The following is a 21,405-nucleotide window of genomic DNA, read 5'->3' as shown; positions in this document are numbered from 1 at the left end:
ATTTATTTCTTTTTATTCATATGGTTAATGATTTTTATTAAAAGTTGGCATGCTGCTTGCAATATGTTTTATGTAATAGTCAAACGGAGCATCACGTATTGGTGGGAAGCCAAAATCGGGTTGAGGCTCTACTGAATGATATAATCCATCAAGAGGAAATAAATAATGGGTATTTTTTCACGTTTTGCCGACATCATTAATGCAAACATCGCATCTTTGCTAGATAAAGCAGAAGATCCGCAAAAAATGATCCGCCTGATGATTCAGGAAATGGAAGATATGCTAGTTGAGATCCGCTCAACCTCTGCGCGTACTTTAGCTGAGAAAAAAGGCTTAGAACGTCGCATTGAAATGGGCGAAAAGCAAGTGGCAGATTGGCAAGAAAAAGCTGAACTAGCACTGGTTAAAGATAAAGAAGACTTAGCTCGCGCTGCACTGATTGAAAAACAAAAAGTGAGCGCAATGGTTGATACACTGAAACATGAGCATATTATTGTTGAAGAAACCTTAGCTCGTTTGAAAGGTGAGATCACTGAGCTAGAAAATAAATTGCAAGAAACGCGCGCTAAACAGCAATCGATGACGGTTCGTTTAGAGGCTGCACAATCAAGCCGTAATGTTCGTCGCCAATTAGATAGCGGTAAGCTGGATGAAGCAATGGCACGTTTTGAGCAATTTGAGCGTCGTATTGACCATATGGAAGGTGAAGCGCAAAGTTATGGTATCGGCAAACAGAAATCTTTAGATCAGCAATTTGCTGAACTAAAAGCAGACGATGAAATTAGCGCGCAATTAGCGGCGCTTAAAGCTAAAATTAATACTAACAAAGAATAGTTATGATAATTCCCCTAATGCTGCATTAGGGGAAAAAGATAATATTACCATTTGATATAAGGAAATGTGATGGGCTATGTTTTTCTGTCTCTCGTATTAATTATTTTTGTTATCTTTATTCTACCGTTTTGGTTGTGGCTGCATTACAGCAAACAAAAAAACGGTCAGGAGAGCCAGCTAACAGAAAATGAAATTCAGCGCTTAATGCAGCTTGCTGAGCAATCACAACGTATGCAACAACGCATTAAAACGTTAGAAGATATTCTGGATGCGGAACATCCAAATTGGAGGCAAAAATAATGACTCATTTTCGCAACCGTAAATTATATCGTTTAACTGATCGCCGAGTATTTGGCGGTGTGTGTTCCGGTATTGCGCAATATCTTGACGTACCGGTTGCATTGGTCAGAGCATTGACAGTATTGGCTCTATTTATGAGCTTTGGTATCACACTGGTCATATATATTGTTATGTGCTTTGTTGTTCCTAATGCACCAAGTGGCTATCGTGCCGAACAAGATATTAGTGCAGAGGTGACCAGTTTATTTAATGAGGTGGATGCTCAATTAAAATCAGGGGAATTACGTTTACGCCAAATAGAGCGTTATGTGACTTCTGATACCTATACGGTAAATAGTAAGTTTCGTGATTTATAATTCAAACACCCCCATCTGCGTTTTCGGGGGATAATGGAAATCATTATTCCCTAAAACGTATACGCGTCATACTCTAAGTTGCAGTGCTTTACGTTGAGGTATGGTGAATAGGAGCATTCGCGTCAGCTACCGTGTTTTCTATACGCCTAGCGGCTCGTTTGTTTGTTGCTTCGCTGTACCGCGAATTATGTAGAACATGCTTACTTATTGAAATTTATACGGTAAAACAATGCATACTCATATCAAACGCAAATTCCAGCAGCAAGTGAAAAAGCAGGCTGTCGGTAAGGTATTGAAGGTCGTTGTAACATTAGCTATGACCTATGGCCCAGGTGGAGTCATTGGCAAAGTGATTAAAATCGTTGGCAGCAAATGGGTCATCAGTTACCTAACAAAACGTCTAACCCGTTAAAAAATAGCGACTATGCTTGCATTCTTGCAATTCGTGATGAGCGAATTGATACTCGTCATACGGCCAGTTACAGGGCTTTTCTTCAAGGTATCAGTGGCGATGCAACGTTTACCGAGTCGCATAGTTTATCTATACTTCCCCGTCTATCTTGACTTGTCGCCTACCTGAGCCTCGAATTATTTAGAGTATATGTTAAATTAGATATCAATATTATTGAGCGAGTGGGAGAATTATGAAACGGCTACAAAATGAATTGACCGACTTGATGAATCGCAGTGTTGATCGTCATGTCAGGCTTGCCGTAACTGGACTTAGCCGTAGTGGAAAGACGGCTTTTATTACTTCCCTTGTTAACCAATTATTGAATGTAAATAGTGGTGCGCGTTTACCGCTATTTTCCGCTGCGCGCGATAAGCGTTTACTTGGTGTTAAACGTATCCCACAGCGTGATTTTTCAATCCAACGTTTTACTTATGATGAGGGCATCTCTCAGTTATATGGTGATCCTCCTCAGTGGCCAACACCTACCCGTGGTGTGAGCGAAATACGTTTGAAGTTACATTACCGCTCAGAGGACTCCTTTTTCCGTCATTTTGTTGATAATTCTTCGTTATATTTAGAAATTGTTGATTACCCTGGGGAATGGTTGCTTGATCTTCCTATGCTTGATCAACATTACGTTGAGTGGTCGGCACAGATGGCATCGCTACAAAAAGGAAAACGTAGCCAATTAGCACAATCATGGCTACAACTGTGTGAGTCATGTGATCCATTTGCACCGGCAGATGAGAATTTACTCGCTGCAATTTCAGCAGCTTATACAACTTATTTAGAGCAATGCAAAGCGGAAGGGCAGCACTTTATTCAACCGGGGCGTTTTGTGCTTCCTGGAGATTTGGCTGGAGCGCCTGCATTGCAATTTTTTCCGTGGCCAAATATCGAAAAATACGGTGAAAAGAAGCTGGCTCAAGCCGATAAGCAGACCAACATTGGTATGCTTCAGCGTCGTTATCAATATTATTGTGAAAATGTAGTTAAGGGGTTTTATAAAGATCACTTTCAGCGTTTTGACCGCCAAATTGTATTGGTTGATTGTTTACAACCATTAAATAGCGGTCCTGATGCCTTTAATGATATGCGTATGGCATTAACTCAATTAATGCGTAGCTTTCATTATGGTAAACGTACTTTGTTAAGGCGTATGTTTTCACCTTGTATTGACAAATTACTGTTTGCGGCCAGTAAATCGGATCATGTTACCCCCGATCAACATACTAATTTAGTTTCATTGTTACAGCAGTTAGTTCAAGAGGCTTGGCAAAATGCGGCTTTTGAAGGGATTAGTATGGATTGTATCGGTTTGGCTTCTATTCAAGCGACAGACAGCGGTATTATCGATTATCGAGGAGAAAAATTGCCTGCGTTAAAAGGAGAACGCTTGAGCGATGGTCAAACGATGACCTTTTATCCAGGTGAGGTTCCTAAACGGTTGCCAAATGAACAATTTTGGCAAAAACAGCAGTTTGAATTTGAAAATTTCCGTCCTCGGCAAATACCCCTTGATCAGCCACTACCGCATATTCGAATGGATAGTGCATTAGAGTTCTTATTGGGAGATAAATTAAAATGAGTGAGCCCATTAAGCCAAGAGTCGATTTTTCTGAGCAGACAGCGGCTGAACATGATGAAAAATTGCGAAAAGCGCAATACTTTGATCCGCAAGAGCAACATCATTTTGTATCTGTTGAAATTGAAGCAGAACAAGATGTTCAAGAGGGCGAAGTTGAAAGCTTAATTAATGAAGCTTTGAAACCTAAGCGTAGCTTTTGGCGTCGACTGGTTGGTGCTGCGATAGGTGTGTTTGGTGTCAGTGTTATCGCTCAATTAGGCATATGGATCCATACCTCTTGGGTTACTCAAGATTGGACCGCGTTAGGTACCGCCGCCGCTGGTGGTTTAATTGTTGTTGCTGGTGTTGGCTCTGTTATCACAGAGTGGCGTCGTTTATATCGCTTAAGAGAAAGAGCGCAAGAACGTGATATTGCGAGGGAATTACTGCATAGCCATGGTATGGGGCAGGGTAAAGCATTCTGTGAAAAATTGGCCAAACAATCGGCTCTTTCAGAACAACACCCCGCGATACAGCGCTGGCAAACGACAATACATGAAACGCATAACGACCGCGAAGTCATCGAATTATATAGCAAACTAGTTCAGCCGATCTTAGATGAGCAGGCACGTAAAGAAATCAGCCGGTCATCTGCGGAATCAGCACTGATGATCGCAGTTAGCCCACTAGCAATTGTTGATATGGCTTTTATTGCATGGCGGAATATCCGTTTAATTAATCGTATTGCTGCTATTTATGGTATTGAACTCGGTTACTATAGCCGTATTCGTTTGTTTAGAATGGTATTAATTAATATTGCATTTGCGGGGGCGTCTGAATTAATTCGTGAGGTCGGTATGGATTGGCTGTCTCAGGATATTACTGCACGTTTATCAACTCGTGCCGCGCAAGGTATTGGCGCCGGTTTATTAACGGCAAGGCTGGGTATTAAAGCGATGGAGTTATGTCGTCCATTGCCTTGGATTGATGATAAACCACGTTTAGCTGATTTTCGCGGGCAGCTATTAAGCCAACTTAAAAATGCAGTGCCTAGTAAAAAAAGCACGAAATAAACCTTTTACTGGCAGGTTGCGTTGATAGTAAACAACACTTGCCAGTAGAAAAGAACGTCATTTTTTCATTTCATCATAACGCTTTATTTTCCATCGTTATTATAATAATACCTTTGTCATTTGTTGGCTGTAAATCATTGCTGTCAATAATATGTGACACATCTGCTGTATTCCAGCTGTAAATACGCTAAAATATTTAATAACTATTTCTATTTCCGTTAAAGGTTCTTAATCCATGCGCCTTGAAGTGACTTGCCAAGACCGTATCGGTCTCACTCGTGAATTATTAGACTTGCTCGTCTTGCAAAATATTGACCTTAAAGGCATTGAAATATCAGCGCAAAGGCGGATCTACCTTAATTTTACCCCCGTTGATTTTCAGGTATTTAGTACACTGATGGCAGAGATCCGCCGTATTAACGGCGTCATTGATGTTCGGCGTATTTTCTTTATGCCTTCAGAGAGAGAGCATAAAGCTGTTTGGGCTTTGTTAAATTCATTCCCAGAGCCTGTCCTATCTATTGATAACAAACTAAATATTGAATTAGTCAACCCAATGTCATTGCAATTATTTGGTGTTGATGAAAACAAAATTAAACAGAAAACTTTTTCAAATTTAGTCAATAATCACGGGCTACAGCGTTGGTTTGAGCGAGAAGAGCCTGAAGCCTATACCGAAAGAGTGACTGTAAAAGGTAATGACTATTTGATGCAAGTTACTCCCATTATTTTGGATGATGAAAACGGTAAATCACATTGCACTGGTGCGGTATTATTACTTAAATCAGTCGCTATCTTAGAAAAACAGCGTCAGCAAATTGTTGGTGTTGATGTGGATGGCTTTGATTTGATTGTTGCGAGTAGCCCTGCGATGTCACATGTCATCGAACGTGCAAAGCGTATTGCCATGTTAGATGAGCCATTATTACTCGTTGGTGAAACCGGAACGGGTAAAGACTTGCTAGCAAAAGCGTGCCATTTACACAGTGCCCGAGGGAATGCACCTTTCTTAGGATTAAACTGTGCATCAATGCCTGATGATGTGGTAGAAAGTGAATTATTTGGTTATGCGGCAGGCGCTTATCCAAATGCGCTTGATGGCAAAAAAGGCTTTTTTGAACAGGCAAATGGTGGCACCGTTTTATTAGATGAAATTGCCGAAATGTCACCACAGATGCAAATTAAATTACTACGTTTTCTCAATGATGGTACATTTCGGCGTGTAGGAGAAGAGCGTGAAGTAAAGGTCAATGTACGAGTGATTTGTGCGACACAGAAAAATCTTCCTGAATTGGTTGCACAGAAAAAGTTTAGAGAAGACCTTTATTATCGCTTAAACGTGCTAACACTGACTATTCCTCCACTACGAGACAGACAAGAAGATATTTTACCCCTCACTGAAGTATTCGTTACTAACTTTTCTAAAGAATTGAATATTGCCAAACCCCGACTAACGCCATCATTGATTGATTATTTAAGCCGTTATTATTGGCCGGGCAATGTTAGACAATTACGAAATGCAATTTATCAAGGCTTAACGCAGTTAGAAGGTGATGTATTAAATGCCCATGATATTGATTTACCGGATACGGACAGCTTACCCGCTATTGCAATAGATTCTTTAAATGGATCATTGGATGAAATTACCAAACGTTACGAAGCATCGGTACTATCACGCTTATATCGCGATTATCCAAGTACACGTAAATTGGCAAAACGTTTAGAGGTATCTCATACGGCAATTGCAAACAAATTGCGTGAATATGGTTTGAATCAGAAAAAAGAGCAAGATAATGAATAACTATCTATTACTGGTTTTTTTGTTCTTTTGTTTTAATCACCAAAGTATTGGGCAAGAGCTCACTCAATCTGCTGAAATGGATAAGTATTGTCATACCCCACAGCAACAACCTGATGATATTTATGAGAATGGCTATTTGATCGAATGTGATTTTGCTAATGCAAATATACCTGTTGCCTTTGAGCGTTATAAGCAGCTTGATAGTGAAGATCGCTATAATTTGGTTAAAAAATTGGTACCCAATAAAAATATTAAGGTGAAATGTAGTCAAGGTGGTTGTATTGAAGCGGATTATCATTGGCCAAATTCTAAACAGTTAGAAATCAGCTTAATGTTTGAAGGGGGAGAGACGTTGTATAAGTTTATTGAGCAATCAGAAGGCACTAAGTTAGAAATTAGAATGTTCCCGGATTAAACAATCCTTTTATGATTAATGTGATCGCTGACGAATTTTTCATCGCCAGCGGTATCTTTTAGCACAAAAAGCACACTATACTGAAGTTAGCACATCCATATTTTCGCTTTGTTTTGATTGATGATAACCGATGTCGCAAGGCTGTTTAAGAGCCTGCAAGGAGTTGCTATGGATCAATTCGCTCTTAACTTTATTGTTACGACTAAACTGCGCAATTATCTCAACCAGCGCCACTATAAAAATGATATGTTTGAGGTTGCGGCTTCAGCTGCTGAGCTCTATTTAATGAATCGAGCAGCAGCCCGTTATCTGGAAAAGCGTCATCGCTTTACTTGGGAAGCGTTAGTTAAAAATGGTAATAAACCGAGAGATCTGATTATCGATATTCTTACCTCATCTTGCCCTGTTGATAAAGAACAGGCGATGAAGATCCTCAGTTGTTGCTCCCACTCGTTGGTAAACATGATGGGGGATAATAAACTATTCGCGAATGTTGTTAACGCAAAACATCATAAAACATTAAATTGGCTTTATGTTGACTAAAGCCATCAATAAGCAGCCAGTATAATACTGGCTGCTCAGCTAAATTACTTCAGTGCAGCAAGTGCTTTGTCGTAATCAGGCTCTTCAGTGATTTCAGGAACTAACTGGCTGTAAATAACGTTGTCATTTTCATCTAATACCACGACTGAACGCGCCGTTAGGCCTTTCAATGGGCCGCTAGTTAATGCTACTCCGTAGTTATGAGCAAACTCAGGGTTACGGAAAGTAGATAGCGTGACAACATTATCTAAACCTTCGGCACCGCAGAAGCGCGCTTGTGCAAAAGGTAAATCAGCTGAAATGCAAAGAACAACTGTGTTGCTTAAGTCATTAGCCAATTGGTTAAATTTACGAACTGATGCAGCGCAAACACCGGTATCAACACTAGGGAAAATATTCAGCACTTTACGCTTACCTTTGTAGCTATCAAGTGTTGCTTCAGAAAGATCTTTAGCAACTAAGGTAAATGCTTTTGCTTGCTGTCCTGCTTGTAAAAATACACCGTCAACAGAGACGTCATTACCTTTTAATTTTACTGATTGTGACATAATTTATGTTCTCCCATTAGTGAGTCAACGTGCAAGTTATTAGACTAACATCAATTCGCAATGAGTTGCGATAAAACTCATCATTTATATTAGTTTAAACCCCACATAGCGATTTTTGACCAGTTTGGATATTAAATCCTATTGATATGTGCCATTTGGCTTTATCGGCTTTTATTATACCTTAGTTAGCGCTTGGTGATGCATGAGAAAGTGCAAATGATAAGGTAATATGTATTCTATCATTTGATTAATATTTTCTAATAATGAATTAAGAAAACTATTCATTAGTTAAAGGGATCTAGCTAACTTGATATGATGTGAATAAACGCAAATTAGATAATATAAATCTGCAAGTGATATTAATATGCAGATTAATCGATACTGTATGGATTTTTGTTCAATGAACGAATATGATGCCTATAACTCGTTATACTTCAAGTTGCAGCACCTTGTGTTGAGTATGTGACTAATATCAATTCACATTGTTTACATACTTAAATATGCTCCTAACGACTCATTCACTTGTCGCCTAACTGCACCTCGAATTATATAGAGTATAAAAAGCTCTAGGTATGACGTACGATCTAAAGCTTCCGGCTGAGGTATTTTATTGTTTAAAATATCTTTATCATAGTTGAGTTTATTTTTGTCTCAGTGACGAAATACTTAGCTGATTCTTTTGCTAATAAGACAGAATTCCAAAAATGCATAAATGCTCACTTTCATCTTTAGCGATTATTTTCACAGCGATATTTACCGCGGCTCCGGCTATCTCTGCGGTGATCCCAGCCGGTACTGTACTTGCAAAAAATCAAGAAGTTACACGTCATCTAAAAGATGAACCTGCATCATTAGACCCAATTAAATCAGTTGGTTTAACTGAAGCTCAGGTAATGCGTGACTTGTTTGAAGGTTTAGTTAATCAAGATAACCATGGTCGCCCAATACCTGGAGTTGCCCAAAGTTGGAGCACCACAGATAACAAAACATGGCTTTTCAAATTACGTCCTGATGCACGTTGGTCAAATGGTGAACCAGTTACAGCCGAGGATTTTGTATACAGTTGGCGTCGGTTAGTTAAACCTGAAAATACATCGCCGTTTGCTTGGTTTGGCGCGTTAGCAGGGATCAATAACGCACAACAAATTATCGATGGCAAGCTTCCCGCAGAAAAACTTGGTGTTGAAGCCCTTGACAAACATACCCTTAAAGTTGTGTTAGACAAACCCGTTCCTTATTTCCCTTCTTTAACGGCTAACTTTAGCTTATTTCCGGTACATGCAAAGACAATTGAAAAGTACGGTGCAGATTGGATTAAGGTGGGCAATTTAGTTGGAAATGGTGCATTTAGCCTTTCTGATAGGGTAGTGAATGAAAAAATTGTATTAACACCAAATCCGTATTATTGGGATCATGCAAATACGGTGATCACTAAAGTGACATTTGTGCCGATTAACCAAGAGTCACATGCGACGAATCGTTATTTAGCGGGTGATTTGGATATCACAGAATCCTTCCCGAAACAGCGTTATCAAAAGTTACTTGCTGATATTCCAAATGAGGTTTTCACGCCAGATCAGCTGGGAACCTATTATTATGCATTTAATACACAAAGGGCACCCACTAACGATGTACGTGTGCGCAAAGCACTATCTATGGCAATTGATCGTCAACTCATTGCTAAAAAAGTATTAGGCACAGGTGAGAAACCTGCCAATCACTTTACCCCTGATGTCACTGACGGTTTTAAGCCACAAAAAGGAATTTATGAAAGTTATACTCAGAAAGAGTTAGATGAGCAGGCTAAAGTACTATTACAAGCAGCAGGATATGGCCCTCATAAACCATTAGAATTGGTACTGTTATATAATAGCTCGGAAAATCATCAAAAAATTGCTATTGCTGTTGCTTCAATGTGGAAGAAAAAACTTGGTGTTGAGGTCAAATTAGTTAATCAGGAATGGAAAACGTATATTGACAGCCGTAATACCGGTAATTTTGATGTGATCAGAGCATCATGGATTGGTGATTTTAATGAGCCATCAACATTTTTATCACTGTTGACTTCGCAACATAATGGCAATATTCCAAAATTTAATAGTAAACGCTACGATGAAGTGATTGCATCAGCGAGTATTGAAACGAATGCAGACTTACGAAATCGTTATTATAACCAAGCGGAGGCGATTATTGCGCAAGAAGCACCAATTGCACCTATCTACCAATATACCAATGCACGATTAATTAAACCGTGGCTAAAAGGTTATCCAATTGAAAACCCAGAAGATGTTGCTTATAGCCATAGTTTTTATATTACAGCACATTGATTAACATTCTGGTTTATATATTCCAGAGAACTTGAAGAGGCAGGTAGGCGAAAAGTGAAGGTCACCGCGCTGCAACGGAAGATAAGTCTATATTTAATCTGCTACTGTCATTTCATCACGAAAAAGCTCCTTCTGCTGGAGAGTCAGAAGGAGGACCAAAAAAGGAATAAACACTACCTGAGTGATACTAATGCAATCGCATGTTAATTTATTGTTCGTTTGTGGCAAATTGCGTATGGCTATTTAACGAAAATGGCGATGACGTTATTTGAAAGCGGGTAGTGCACAATTCTTAATATACCGTTGTTTTCTTGATATTACTGTTATATTCCCTCTATGCTATAGCTAATACATATTTTTATGGAAGGAGACAACAGCATGGCGCTGATCTATGGTTCATTATTTCAGAGCTCTAGCCCTGTACATGCATTTCAGTTAAATGGAGATGGCGGTTTTTTCCCTCTTGATGTGAATGCAAGTGCAACACAACAAAATCCATTTTGGTTACATTATGATTATAAAAATCGGGATAGTGAGAAATGGATCGAAGGCTCAGAATTATTTAATGAACAGGTCAAATCAGCACTTTGTGGCCATGCAGGGCGTTGGCGCATCTTAAGAGTTGGTGATGGTGTTTTATTAACCTTGCAAACACTAAATACCAATGCTGGTCAAAGGCCTGAACAGTTAGTTGCATTCAGGGTATTTATTAATGGGCGTATAATCATCTCAAGTCGTCACAGAAAAGTGAATTCACTGGATACAGTGATAACCGATTTGCAAGAAGGTGTTGGCGCTGAAAGCACGGGTGATTGGCTGGTAGCGGTCGCAGATGCGATCACTGATGAAATCAGCGATTTTACGGATACATTACATGAACGTTTGATTGAAATGGAAGACTTCATTTTAAACGGTGAAATCCCTGAGCGTGGTGAGTTGGCACTATTGCGCAAACAAATCATTGTGATCCGTCGTTATATGGCACCGCAGAGGGATATGCTGGCGCGTATGACAACAGAAAAATTATTGTGGCTTGATGAAACAGACCGAAGGCGTTTACAGGAGATTTCTGATCGTTTAGGGCGCTGTATTGAAGATTTAGACGGCTTTGTATCTCGAACGGCCATTATGTCTGATGAAATTACCAATATGATGACTGAGATGATGAATCGTCGTATTTATACCATGTCATTACTCGCTATGATTTTCTTGCCAACTACATTTTTGACTGGGTTGTTTGGGGTCAATTTAGGTGGGATCCCCGGTAATGAGTTCCGATTTGCTTTCAGTGTATTTTGTTTTTTACTTGCTGCGCTCATTGGTACGGTTTTCTGGTGGTTGAGACGTAGCCGTTGGCTTTAAAAATAAGTTATTACGACTAACCTTACCTCTTTTGAGGTAAATCAATAAAAAGCATGTCGTTTTAAGGCACTATTAGTTCCGCAGGTGAATGCAACGTTGAGCGATGAACGTTGTGCTCCATAATTGTAGTTTTTCTCATATTGAGTTCTTATACAGAATAATTGACCACTGTAATGCCGATGTATATATCACATCGGCTTTTTTTTGCATTCAAAATAGACTCATTAGACTTCAAGTAGCAGCGCTTTGGCTCAGGTATGAGAGCGATAGTTACGTGTCGCTAGTCGCCTTTATAAGTCATTTTCAGTATATGCCACCAGAAGGTGGCAATAAAATTATTTCACTTCGATGATATCTAAACGCGCAGCCATAAATTCAGGTCTGTCATCTTCATCAATTTCAACCTGTGTAGGGATATCTTCACGATCAAAGGCAAGGTCGCCACCATTAATCACTTCACCGCCGTGGGATACATTTTTAAAATCGAACAGTTCTGTATCGCATAAGTGTGATGGTACAACGTTTTGTGTCGCTCTAAACATCGTTTCGATACGTCCAGGGTAGCGTTTATCCCAATCGCGCAGTAAATCTTTGATCACCTGACGTTGCAAGTTAGGTTGTGAACCACAAAGGTTACAAGGGATAATCGGGAACGCTTTTGCTTGTGAATAACGCTCAATATCTTTTTCGCGACAATAAGCAAGAGGGCGGATAACAATATGTTTGCCATCATCACTCATTAGTTTTGGTGGCATACCTTTTAATTTCCCACCATAAAACATATTTAGGAATAAGGTTTGCAATATATCATCGCGGTGATGGCCTAATGCGATTTTGGTTGCACCAAGTTCAGTGGCAGTGCGATATAAAATCCCTCTGCGTAGGCGAGAGCACAATGAACAAGTGGTTTTTCCTTCAGGAATTTTTTCTTTGACAATCCCATAGGTGTTTTCTTCAACTATTTTATATTCAACACCCAGTTTATCGAGATACTCAGGAAGAATATGTTCAGGAAAACCAGGTTGTTTTTGATCTAAATTGACGGCAATCAGAGAGAAAGAGATAGGCGCACTTTTTTGCAAACTTTGTAGGATAGAAAGTAGAGTATAGCTATCTTTACCGCCAGACAAGCAGACCATAATGCGATCGCCGTCTTCGATCATGTTGAAATCGGCAATAGCTTGCCCTACATCGCGGCGTAATCTTTTTTGTAACTTATTAAAGTTATATTGTTCTTTCTGTGCGTTCATTTTCTACTGTTCTATACCGTTGCTGATAAATAAATTAACTGATGATAAATTGTCCTGAAGGCGCCTATACTCATGGTAACTCTCAGAGCGACTAAGTTAAAGCGCACAAATTTACGGCAAAATACCAAAAAGGAACTCATGATAACAGAAGGAAGGTGCCTTTTGATACGGTTAACGGTGGAAGGCGCATTATTTTTAGTTAGAAACATGCATCGAGGTTGGTAGAGCTAAATGTTTATGTGGAACACACTGATGCTAGCGAATTTACTCAGATCCAAATATCTTTTTTAGGATTTTCAAATGCTTCTAATAAATAGATGATATCGACATCAAGGAGACTAGCAATAATCACTAAGTGTTCCACATAAATTGAAAGAGTACCTGATTCGTATTGAATATAATTACTTTCAGATATTTTTAATGCAGCAGCCATAGCCGTTATTGAAATATTCCGAGAAGTACGTAACTGCTTAATATATTTACCTAAAGAAACACCTCTAGATTTTGATGATTTCATGAGTATTTATTCCAAGTATAGAATGTAATAACTATTATCAGATATAAAACAAGTAATTCAATAGTCATTTTCTGGTAAATAGGGTTAATAAAATTGAAATTTAATATCTAAGAAATTTAATCTTTATTAAATAATAAAAAAAAAGATAAGTTAACTTAAAAAATATCAAATTTAGATATTTACAGATATTAAAACTAGAGGGTTTACATAAATTTTCTCTTCCATGTTTTAATTATAAGTAAATACACTCATATAAAGAAGATCTCAATTGGATGTTGATGATAGTGGAATCTAATGAGCTATATTTATTATATTTAGCCCATGTCACTGTGTAATAAAAGAATTTTATGAGTTATATAAAAAGGTTTATAAACTCATCTCTGTTTTTTGTTTAAGGCTATATCAACAGCTTTACTTGCATGTAGTGCTGTTGTATCAAATAGTGGTACAGAGGTATCAGATTGATCAACAAGAAGAGTAATTTCAGTGCATCCAAGGATAATCCCTTCAGCACCTTGCTCCACCAATGATGCCATAATTCTTTGATATTGTTTTTTAGAATGAGTATTAATTTTCCCTAAACACAGTTCTTGATAAATAATATCATGAATGATCTTCCTATCCTCATCTGAAGGTGTGAGGACAGATAAATTATATTTTTCCCGAAGGCGGCTTTTATAGAAAGATTGCTCCATTGTGAAAGCAGTACCTAGTAAGCCAATTGTTTTTATTCCAGCAGCAACAATATGTTCACCAGTGGCATCTGCGATGTGCAGTAACGGGATATTGGTATTATGCTCAATCTGCTCGGCAACTTTGTGCATGGTATTGGTGCAAAGGACGATAAAATCAGCACCTGCTTGCTCTATATTTTTACCAGCCTGTGCAAGTAACTGTCCGGCAAGTTGCCATTGTCCCGCTGCTTGTAAATGTTCAATTTCGGCAAAATCCACGCTATAAAGTACAATCTTAGCAGAGTGAAGACCTCCGAGCTGTTTCTTAACACCTTCATTAAGTTGTTTATAATAAAGTAGTGTAGATTCCCAACTCATTCCCCCAATTAAGCCGATTGTTTTCATGTGTGTTCCTTAATTATGATCCCGTTGTACAAGAGAAAGCATTGTTTGAATAAGTCATTAATCAGTTTGGAAATAAGTGTAATTACTTATCAATAACTCAAGACATAAAATGATTATACAAAAAAGGTCTATTTAAGGAAGAATATTATGTTACTAAGTGCTATCTTTACTATGATACTTATGTTGAATTTTAATTAAACCAATTTATTCAAGGAGCAAGTATGCGTAAAGTTATTTCGGTTGCTACGTTAGCGCTGATATCCGCACTCACAGCATCTTCAGCTTATGCCGCAAAAACGGATACTTATAACTGTGAAGGCCAGAAAATAAAAGTCTCTTTCCCAGATGAAAACACGGCAGCTATGTTATACAGCGATGAGTTAATTGTGCTAAAAAGTGTTCCTTCCGCCAGTGGTGCCCGTTATGTGGGCGAAAATATGCAGATCTGGGCACGAGGAAAAAATGAATTTAATCTAGCCACTATTGCTGAAGACGATGTGGTCAATAACCGCGTTTCTGATGATAAAGGCCGTACGTGCACACTGGTTAAGTCATCGAACTGATGCGTATATTCGCATGACAAACAATTATGTTTGAACGATAGCGAAATGAAATTTTACAGTTACCCCTAGTGAATACTAGGGGTAAGAAAAATTTATTGCGTGATACCATTTATTGTGGTTGTGAGCTCTTCGTTATCCAGTTGTATCTCTTGAGTTAAAATAGATTTTCCTTTAATGAATAATTCTGCTTTTATTGGGGATAGCTTACGTTCAATATTAATATGAAATTTATTCATTTTATTATTAACAACCCTAGATCGATTAAGTTTATAATCAATCATTTGCCCATTGGCGAGTGTTATGCGTAAAAATGCGCCTTGTTGGTTTTCTGCATCTGGATGATAAACCATTCCATACGAGCCTTCTAATGCGGGGGTAATAAAATTTTGTAGTTGATTTTCAGGGTCATAATATCCAATTAGGGTAACGACAGGAATACCTTGTTTATATGGTTTCTTGCTATGAATGACCTTTGATAATTGCTCCCATGATTGCCCATTAGATTTAAAGTATAATTTTTCACCATGTTTAATATTTATTTTATCACTATTAACATGAATTTTCATGTTATAGTCGGATTCTCTAAAGACCTCGATAATATTACCTTTATTCTTCTGTGTAGCATCAGGGATATAAATATTAGGGGTGTAATGGCCATTATAGCTATGGATCTTTAAATAATCGTTGTTATTAAAAAAATGATTTAGCTCATTTTGATCAATATTGGTTTCATTTTTAATCTCAATATTCAGTTTTACAATATTTAGGCTAAGTTGATAGTCTTCCATTTTCTGCGTTTTAGGATCCCATTTTTTATAACCGGTTGGCGAATCTTGATTAAATTCAATATGATTTTCAAAATATTGTTGAATTGATTGCGTTGTAGCGGGTGTATAAAGGGTAAATGCATTAATAGATGAATCATAAGGTTTTCCACCTGACATCGCATCTTTAGTCATGGTGTGTTTTTTATAGGGATGAGCCGCGGGCTGATTGGTTGTGTTTCGATCGTCTAAATAGACTAATTCATTTTTTTTCTCTTTTTCAAAATTGGGAATAAAAACATTATTATCTGAATCCCATCCCCATGTTGAGTTTTTATGATTAGCATGCGCATGTACTCCACCATGAAACCCTTTATGGTAGTGTCCTATTTGAAAATTATGACCTAACTCATGACTAAATTCATTTCCAGTAGAATTATAAAGCGTCGCTTTACCTGCTCCGCCTGACCAGCCATGTACTTGAACACCATTATCATAGTTACCAATCGCATTGTGGATCGTTATTTGCGGCGTAGGTAAATAACTATTTTCATTCGGTGCTGAGGAATTGATACCATAATTAGCTAAGTTAATACCATCAGAGATAAGATCTTTAGCTATCTTTTCTCGCATATCACCACTGTGTCCTCCACCGTTATCAGCGGATTTTTGTGTATAGCGAGTACCATTTGGTAAAACAACTTCATTGAGTTGAACAGGTTTATATTTAGTTACTATTAATTGGCTGGTGGGGAGCTGCTGCAAAAATTGGCGATGTAATTCAGGATCATCTTGGAAACTAAATTCATCTCGATAGGGAGTTAACATACCAATATCAATAGTATGCAGTAACAGGGAGGACGGAGCTCCAACTTTAACTGTAGGTAATGAGCCTTGTTTATTTTTATAGTGAAAGCTCAATTTTATTTCTGGTTTAATATGACTTTTAGGAATAATGGTAGACCAACCATTTTCAATATATTGTATTTCTTCTTCATTAGAAATTAATGTTTCATCTTCAATTGTGCGCCAAAAACCAAATTTATCCGAGACAAATAGTTTACTTTGGTTAGTTTCTATCGTGATTTTTTTATCACCGTAATAAATATCAGTATTGTAGCTGGCAGAGGATGAGACGTAGATTTTCTTATTTGCAAATTTAGGGTCTGTATCTAGTATAAATTTTGAGGCCCAATTTCCATCAGATGTGAATATAGACACACTATCATTTATGGAAATGATTTTATTTAATTGCTCTATATCTTTTGAAATTTTCTGAATTTGTTCGTTATTATCTATTTTTATAGAAAATGAATCAGGTTTTGAATAGTCAATATTTTCTTTATATCTACTGTTTGCTATTGACCATATTCCATTTTTATCGCTAACAAATAATTGTTCCTCATCGGTAGAAACTCTGATTTTATTATCACCATAAGAGATATCGCTATGAAAGGAAGCTTGAGATGAAAAGAGTATTTTTTTGTTCGAATATTTTTTTCCATTGGGAAGGTTGAAGTTTTTCGCCCAATATCCATCTCCAGTTGAAATTTTTATTAAATTATTTTTATTCAGGATCTCATCAAAGTATTCAATGTTTTTAGAAAAACTGTTAATTTTCTCATTAGAATCAAGCTTTATATCAAAAGAGGCTGGAGTTTTATTTTTAGTATAATGGTTTAATGCATGTTTATAATGCTGAGACAAGCGAGCATCTTCACGAGTATGCCAATTACCGTCTGCATCACTTACCATAACAATTGACCGATCATTAGCCATTTTGATGAGTTTATTATTGTATTTTATTTTAGCATCAACATTATTCTTAATATTAAAAATGATTTTTTTATTTGGATGCTTAGCTAAAGAGTCAAATGATAGAAAAAATGGTGAGCTTGTTTCATGTATGTTTAAGTTTATCGTTGTGTTTTGAGTTAAGAAGTGATTTAAATAAGATGGATCTTTAGATATTTGATTAACTAGATCAGGTGAGTTAATATCAGCATCAAAAATAGTTGGCATAAAAAAATCGTCTGGTGTTAGTTCAATAAAATCACTCTTATTGTTAGGTAATCTCGGTAGCTCTGATGGGGGAGCTAATTTAGCGGAGTATATTTCTTCATCATCTTTATTAAGTATTTTTAGCTCTAAATTTCCATTATTTTCAATTTTTACATGTGGCTTAAAAATGACTAGTGTTTTACGATCAGCAACAAGATGAGGATGCTGATCATCATCTATATGGTAAGCTGCTGGAATAATACTACTTTGAGCATAGAATACATTTCCTTTAAGCTCTCCTTGAATATCGCTTGGGAACTCACTGGTATTAAAATAAAATAACTTTCCAATTTCTTTTTTATATTCTAGCATCAATGCACTATAGTGTTTGTTTTCCTTATCAGTATTTTTACTTAAATTTTGGTTATTTAATAATAAATCTAATGTTTTGAGCACGGTGTGATGCTCCAGCAAATATTGCCATATTTCATTCAGCTGACCATTATTTATTCTATCATTTTGCAAATTTAGAAATGATTGTGAATGACTATTATCAACAATAGTTGAAGGCAGAATACTTGATTGCTGGTTTTGGCAAATACAAATTGTACAAACTAACATATAATTCCTTTTTATTTATTAGCTCTGGCTATTTAATCAATCCAATTGACTTGTCGATATACTATAGAAAAATAAAAAAATAATAAGTAAATTATTTAAGAGTCATTCTTAATTTATTAATGTAATTGTAACTATTGCTATATCAACTCGTTCTAGAAATCAATTCGTTCAGAAATAAAATGAAAATTTCAATCATCATTAAAATTGAAAGTATGAAGTAAATTTTTATCGTCAATCATCTCCTATGGTTCGCTCCCTCAGAGAAAATCGTGACCCATCTAACATTTTTTAAGCACTTTCTCGCTGTTTTCGTTATCAGCTCAACAAAAATAAAATTTTCATATAACAAAAATTGGAATATATGTTTCATTGTTGTATATCTATGTTATCGCCTTGTTAACGGATGGCGAAAATCTACACAACACACATCTATAATCAGTGGGAAGGGCAAAATGAAGAAAATCATGAAATTAACCGCGCTGGTTGCTGTTCTTGGGCTAACGACGCAGGCGATGGCAAAAAATGAACAGATCGTTTTTAGTCCACCAACATTGGCGAGCCCATTTGAAGTTCATATGCAAAAATCTGCGGTAAAAACAGCCAAAGAGCTTGATGTTAATATTCAAGTTTTAGACGGCCAAGGCAGTTCACCGAAACAAGTCGCCGATATTGAGAATGCGATTACACGTGGTGCTCAAGGTTTTATTGTTTCACCAAATGATGTTAATGCTATTGCTGATGCGGTAGTTGAAATTCAAAACGCGGGTCTTCCTGTCGTGACACTTGATAGAACGATCAATGCACAAAAACCAGTCCCACACTTCGGTGCCAATAATTACAAAGGCGGTTATGCCATTGCTGAATATGTTAAACAGCAATTTCCTGATGGAGCGGATCTTATTTTAATTACGGGTCAGCCTGGTTCATCCTCAAATATTGAACGTACTAAAGGTATTCGAGATAGCTTAAAAGAAGGTGGTACTAAATACCGTTTAGTTGCTGATCAAAATGGTAACTGGATGCGAGCGGAAGGGATGCGTATCACTGAAAGTTTACTACCTTCATTACCTAAAAAACCCGACGTGATCTTATCCGCTAACGATGATATGGCATTAGGGGCAATTGAGGCATTGAGTGCGCAAGGCTTTAAACCAGGAGAAGTACTCGTTACTGGTTTTGATGCAGGTCCTGAAGCGCTAGGCCGAATTAAAGAAGGTTGGATGGCTGTGACTGCCGATCAACGAGCAGGTTATGCGGTGAAAATGGCGATGGGACAACTAGTGGATAATATCCGCGATAAAAAAGAAATTACAGGCGCTGATTACGCCCCGACCATTATCAGTAAAGACAACCTAGACCAAGCAGAACGTATCGGTGAATTGAAATAATTTCAGGGGCTAAAGAGGGAGAAGATGGTTATCCCTCTTTAGCAGTAAATCCCTGATTTCCTGAAAAGGAGTTTTTATGTCAGAGCCACTACTTAAAATTACCAATTTAGCGAAAAGCTTTTCAGGAATTTGGGCATTGAGCCAAGCTCAAATGACGGTGATGCCAGGGGAAGTGCATGCTTTATTAGGAGAAAATGGAGCGGGCAAATCAACGTTTTTAAAAGCTTTAGCAGGCGCTCAGCCACAAACTAGTGGTGATATTTGGTTTAATGGTGAAATACTCTCATTAACGGATTCTCCTGTTATTCGCCAGCAAAAAGGGATCATCACGATTTACCAAGAATTTAATTTACTGCCAAATATGACGGTTGCTGAAAATATGTTTTTGGGACGAGAGGCGTTAAAAATGCGTTGGATGGTGAATGAAAAAGTGCTTAATCAAGAAGCAAAAGCCATTCTTGATTATTTGCAGCTAGCTATTTCACCCACTACGCAAGTCGCACGTTTAAGCGTGGCACAGCAGCAAATGATAGAAATCGCGAGAGCATTAACATTGAATGCTAAATTAATTGTAATGGATGAACCTTCAGCGGCACTAAGTGATGTTGAGGTAGAAAGCTTACATCGTGTCGTCAGAGAATTAAAACATCGAGGTGTTAGCGTTATTTATGTCACTCACCGTTTACATGAAGTTTTTCAAATTTGTGACAAGTTTACGGTATTTCAAGATGGGCGATATACAGGCTCTGGGAATGTTGCTGACACATCGGTACAAGAAATTATTCGTATGATGGTTGGCCGCAACGTTATTTTTGAGCGACGTCCTGTCAGCGAAACGTATCATCGCGACAAACCTATTCGCTTGTCAGTGAAGCATTTATATAAAGAAAAACCCCCTCTCGACCCACACGGTATTGCATTACATGATATTAACTTTGATGTTCATGAAGGGGAAATTTTAGGCATCGCAGGGTTAATGGGGGCAGGGAGAACAGAAGTTGCTCGTTGCTTATTTGGTGCTGACAAATATACATCAGGAGAGTTTACCCTTGATGGGCAACCTTACCAGCCAACAACGCCTATGCATGCGTTAGATAAAGGGATTGCCTTAGTTCCTGAAGATCGCAAAAAAGAAGGTGCAGCTTTAGGGTTATCGATTCGTTATAACTTGTCCTTATCAGGTTTATCCCAGTTATTAAAAATGGGCTGGATGGTTGATACCAATAAAGAAAATGCATTAATAGAAAGTTATAAACAAGCCTTACAAATTAAAATGGCAAGTAGTGAACAAGAAGTTCGTAAATTGTCAGGCGGGAATCAACAAAAAGTGATCCTTGCTCGTTGTATGGCGATGTCCCCGAAGGTATTGATTGTTGATGAACCTACACGTGGTATTGATGTAGGTACTAAATCTGAAGTGCATCAGGTTATTTTTGAAATGGCTAAGAAAGGGGTGGCCGTGATCGTTATTTCCTCTGATTTGCCTGAAGTGATGGCGATTTCAGATCGGATCATTACTTTAAGTGAAGGGCGGATGACAGGCGAAATTTTAGGTGATGATGCGACAGAGGAAAAATTAATGATGATGATGGCAATTTGTCATCAAAACTCCATGATTGAAACTGCCGTATAAGAGAGGTTT

Annotated in this window: 19 protein-coding genes; 14 read left to right on the top strand and 5 right to left on the bottom strand. The window is 37.7% G+C overall.

Features of this window, described 5'->3' with window-relative positions; translation table 11 throughout:
• The first annotated feature begins 165 nt into the window (after positions 1-165).
• The 9 genes from pspA (at position 166) to JI723_RS11510 (ending at position 7,343) form a co-directional block, all read left to right on the top strand.
• A complete protein-coding gene (gene pspA, locus JI723_RS11550; RefSeq protein WP_070929727.1) occupies positions 166-834 on the top strand; it encodes a phage shock protein PspA in 669 nt (222 codons plus the stop codon).
• A gap of 69 nt (positions 835-903) precedes the next feature.
• Positions 904-1,134 (top strand): envelope stress response membrane protein PspB, encoded by a 231-nt coding sequence (gene pspB / locus JI723_RS11545; RefSeq protein WP_070929726.1) that lies wholly within the window; start codon positions 904-906, stop codon positions 1,132-1,134.
• Positions 1,134-1,490 (top strand): envelope stress response membrane protein PspC, encoded by a 357-nt coding sequence (gene pspC, locus JI723_RS11540; protein WP_070929725.1) that lies wholly within the window; start codon positions 1,134-1,136, stop codon positions 1,488-1,490. Before pspB ends, pspC begins: the two co-directional genes overlap by 1 nt.
• A gap of 229 nt (positions 1,491-1,719) precedes the next feature.
• Entirely contained in the window at positions 1,720-1,902 is a 183-nt protein-coding gene (locus JI723_RS11535; protein ID WP_070929724.1) for a hypothetical protein, read from the top strand.
• A 232-nt stretch (positions 1,903-2,134) separates the two neighbouring features.
• On the top strand, positions 2,135-3,532 hold the full coding sequence (locus JI723_RS11530) for a YcjX family GTP-binding protein (protein ID WP_140179146.1): 1,398 nt from the start codon (positions 2,135-2,137) through the stop codon (positions 3,530-3,532).
• Positions 3,529-4,584 (top strand): YcjF family protein, encoded by a 1,056-nt coding sequence (locus JI723_RS11525; protein WP_070929722.1) that lies wholly within the window; start codon positions 3,529-3,531, stop codon positions 4,582-4,584. The genes JI723_RS11530 and JI723_RS11525 overlap by 4 nt, the downstream gene beginning before the upstream one ends.
• A gap of 235 nt (positions 4,585-4,819) precedes the next feature.
• Positions 4,820-6,385 (top strand): transcriptional regulator TyrR, encoded by a 1,566-nt coding sequence (gene tyrR / locus JI723_RS11520; RefSeq protein WP_272579720.1) that lies wholly within the window; start codon positions 4,820-4,822, stop codon positions 6,383-6,385.
• Complete coding sequence (locus JI723_RS11515; RefSeq protein WP_272579721.1) at positions 6,378-6,800, top strand: hypothetical protein; 423 nt, start codon at positions 6,378-6,380, stop codon at positions 6,798-6,800. Before tyrR ends, JI723_RS11515 begins: the two co-directional genes overlap by 8 nt.
• 168 nt (positions 6,801-6,968) lie before the next feature.
• The gene (locus JI723_RS11510) at positions 6,969-7,343 is read left to right on the top strand and encodes an ATP-binding protein (protein WP_070929719.1); all 375 of its coding nucleotides are present in this window, start codon (positions 6,969-6,971) and stop codon (positions 7,341-7,343) included.
• A gap of 44 nt (positions 7,344-7,387) precedes the next feature.
• Here the strand turns inward: JI723_RS11510 and tpx are convergent, their stop codons facing one another.
• On the bottom strand, positions 7,388-7,891 hold the full coding sequence (tpx, locus tag JI723_RS11505) for a thiol peroxidase (RefSeq protein WP_070929718.1): 504 nt from the start codon (positions 7,889-7,891) through the stop codon (positions 7,388-7,390).
• A 704-nt stretch (positions 7,892-8,595) separates the two neighbouring features.
• Between tpx and JI723_RS11500 the strand changes: the two genes are divergently transcribed.
• Complete coding sequence (locus JI723_RS11500; protein WP_272579722.1) at positions 8,596-10,218, top strand: peptide ABC transporter substrate-binding protein; 1,623 nt, start codon at positions 8,596-8,598, stop codon at positions 10,216-10,218.
• Between the two features lie 378 nt (positions 10,219-10,596).
• Positions 10,597-11,580: a zinc transporter ZntB gene (zntB, locus tag JI723_RS11495; RefSeq protein WP_272579723.1), complete on the top strand. Its 984-nt coding sequence runs from the start codon at positions 10,597-10,599 to the stop codon at positions 11,578-11,580.
• Positions 11,581-11,915: 335 nt separating this feature from the next.
• Here the strand turns inward: zntB and ttcA are convergent, their stop codons facing one another.
• The 3 genes from ttcA to JI723_RS11480 all read right to left on the bottom strand — a co-directional run bounded on the left by ttcA (position 11,916) and on the right by JI723_RS11480 (position 14,426).
• The gene (gene ttcA / locus JI723_RS11490) at positions 11,916-12,830 is read right to left on the bottom strand and encodes a tRNA 2-thiocytidine(32) synthetase TtcA (RefSeq protein ID WP_070929715.1); all 915 of its coding nucleotides are present in this window, start codon (positions 12,828-12,830) and stop codon (positions 11,916-11,918) included.
• Positions 12,831-13,098: 268 nt separating this feature from the next.
• Positions 13,099-13,347: a helix-turn-helix domain-containing protein gene (locus tag JI723_RS11485; RefSeq protein WP_319065885.1), complete on the bottom strand. Its 249-nt coding sequence runs from the start codon at positions 13,345-13,347 to the stop codon at positions 13,099-13,101.
• A gap of 374 nt (positions 13,348-13,721) precedes the next feature.
• Positions 13,722-14,426 carry an aspartate/glutamate racemase family protein gene (locus tag JI723_RS11480; protein WP_272579725.1) on the bottom strand — a complete coding sequence of 235 codons (705 nt, stop codon included), beginning with the start codon at positions 14,424-14,426 and terminating at the stop codon, positions 13,722-13,724.
• 221 nt (positions 14,427-14,647) lie between these two features.
• Between JI723_RS11480 and JI723_RS11475 the strand changes: the two genes are divergently transcribed.
• Positions 14,648-14,989, top strand: a complete 342-nt coding sequence (locus JI723_RS11475) for an MliC family protein (RefSeq protein ID WP_272579726.1) — start codon at positions 14,648-14,650, stop codon at positions 14,987-14,989.
• A gap of 92 nt (positions 14,990-15,081) precedes the next feature.
• Here JI723_RS11475 and JI723_RS11470 read toward each other — a convergent pair whose 3' ends face one another.
• Positions 15,082-18,375, bottom strand: a complete 3,294-nt coding sequence (locus JI723_RS11470) for a M66 family metalloprotease (RefSeq protein ID WP_337979389.1) — start codon at positions 18,373-18,375, stop codon at positions 15,082-15,084.
• Positions 18,376-18,839: 464 nt separating this feature from the next.
• Between JI723_RS11470 and JI723_RS11465 the strand changes: the two genes are divergently transcribed.
• Positions 18,840-19,763 (top strand): substrate-binding domain-containing protein, encoded by a 924-nt coding sequence (locus tag JI723_RS11465; RefSeq protein WP_139158716.1) that lies wholly within the window; start codon positions 18,840-18,842, stop codon positions 19,761-19,763.
• Between the two features lie 76 nt (positions 19,764-19,839).
• Positions 19,840-21,396, top strand: a complete 1,557-nt coding sequence (locus JI723_RS11460) for a sugar ABC transporter ATP-binding protein (protein WP_337979388.1) — start codon at positions 19,840-19,842, stop codon at positions 21,394-21,396.
• Positions 21,397-21,405: the final 9 nt, after the last annotated feature.

Source organism: Providencia manganoxydans (genome assembly GCF_016618195.1).
GTDB classification, from domain to species: Bacteria; Pseudomonadota; Gammaproteobacteria; order Enterobacterales; family Enterobacteriaceae; genus Providencia; species Providencia manganoxydans.
This window is presented reverse-complemented; position numbering and strand designations above follow the sequence as displayed.

Bases quoted from the DNA above. Each gene is read 5' to 3' on its own strand.
- JI723_RS11470 (WP_337979389.1), bottom strand. From the start codon at position 18,375: ATGTTAGTTTGTACAATTTGTATTTGCCAAAACCAGCAATCAAGTATT.
- ttcA (WP_070929715.1), bottom strand. From the start codon at position 12,830: ATGAACGCACAGAAAGAACAATATAACTTTAATAAGTTACAAAAAAGA.
- JI723_RS11535 (WP_070929724.1), top strand. From the start codon at position 1,720: ATGCATACTCATATCAAACGCAAATTCCAGCAGCAAGTGAAAAAGCAG.
- JI723_RS11500 (WP_272579722.1), top strand. From the start codon at position 8,596: ATGCATAAATGCTCACTTTCATCTTTAGCGATTATTTTCACAGCGATA.
- JI723_RS11525 (WP_070929722.1), top strand. From the start codon at position 3,529: ATGAGTGAGCCCATTAAGCCAAGAGTCGATTTTTCTGAGCAGACAGCG.
- tyrR (WP_272579720.1), top strand. From the start codon at position 4,820: ATGCGCCTTGAAGTGACTTGCCAAGACCGTATCGGTCTCACTCGTGAA.
- JI723_RS11480 (WP_272579725.1), bottom strand. From the start codon at position 14,426: ATGAAAACAATCGGCTTAATTGGGGGAATGAGTTGGGAATCTACACTA.
- JI723_RS11515 (WP_272579721.1), top strand. From the start codon at position 6,378: ATGAATAACTATCTATTACTGGTTTTTTTGTTCTTTTGTTTTAATCAC.
- JI723_RS11460 (WP_337979388.1), top strand. From the start codon at position 19,840: ATGTCAGAGCCACTACTTAAAATTACCAATTTAGCGAAAAGCTTTTCA.
- pspB (WP_070929726.1), top strand. From the start codon at position 904: ATGGGCTATGTTTTTCTGTCTCTCGTATTAATTATTTTTGTTATCTTT.
- JI723_RS11485 (WP_319065885.1), bottom strand. From the start codon at position 13,347: ATGAAATCATCAAAATCTAGAGGTGTTTCTTTAGGTAAATATATTAAG.
- JI723_RS11510 (WP_070929719.1), top strand. From the start codon at position 6,969: ATGGATCAATTCGCTCTTAACTTTATTGTTACGACTAAACTGCGCAAT.
- JI723_RS11530 (WP_140179146.1), top strand. From the start codon at position 2,135: ATGAAACGGCTACAAAATGAATTGACCGACTTGATGAATCGCAGTGTT.
- JI723_RS11465 (WP_139158716.1), top strand. From the start codon at position 18,840: ATGAAATTAACCGCGCTGGTTGCTGTTCTTGGGCTAACGACGCAGGCG.
- pspA (WP_070929727.1), top strand. From the start codon at position 166: ATGGGTATTTTTTCACGTTTTGCCGACATCATTAATGCAAACATCGCA.
- zntB (WP_272579723.1), top strand. From the start codon at position 10,597: ATGGCGCTGATCTATGGTTCATTATTTCAGAGCTCTAGCCCTGTACAT.
- JI723_RS11475 (WP_272579726.1), top strand. From the start codon at position 14,648: ATGCGTAAAGTTATTTCGGTTGCTACGTTAGCGCTGATATCCGCACTC.
- tpx (WP_070929718.1), bottom strand. From the start codon at position 7,891: ATGTCACAATCAGTAAAATTAAAAGGTAATGACGTCTCTGTTGACGGT.
- pspC (WP_070929725.1), top strand. From the start codon at position 1,134: ATGACTCATTTTCGCAACCGTAAATTATATCGTTTAACTGATCGCCGA.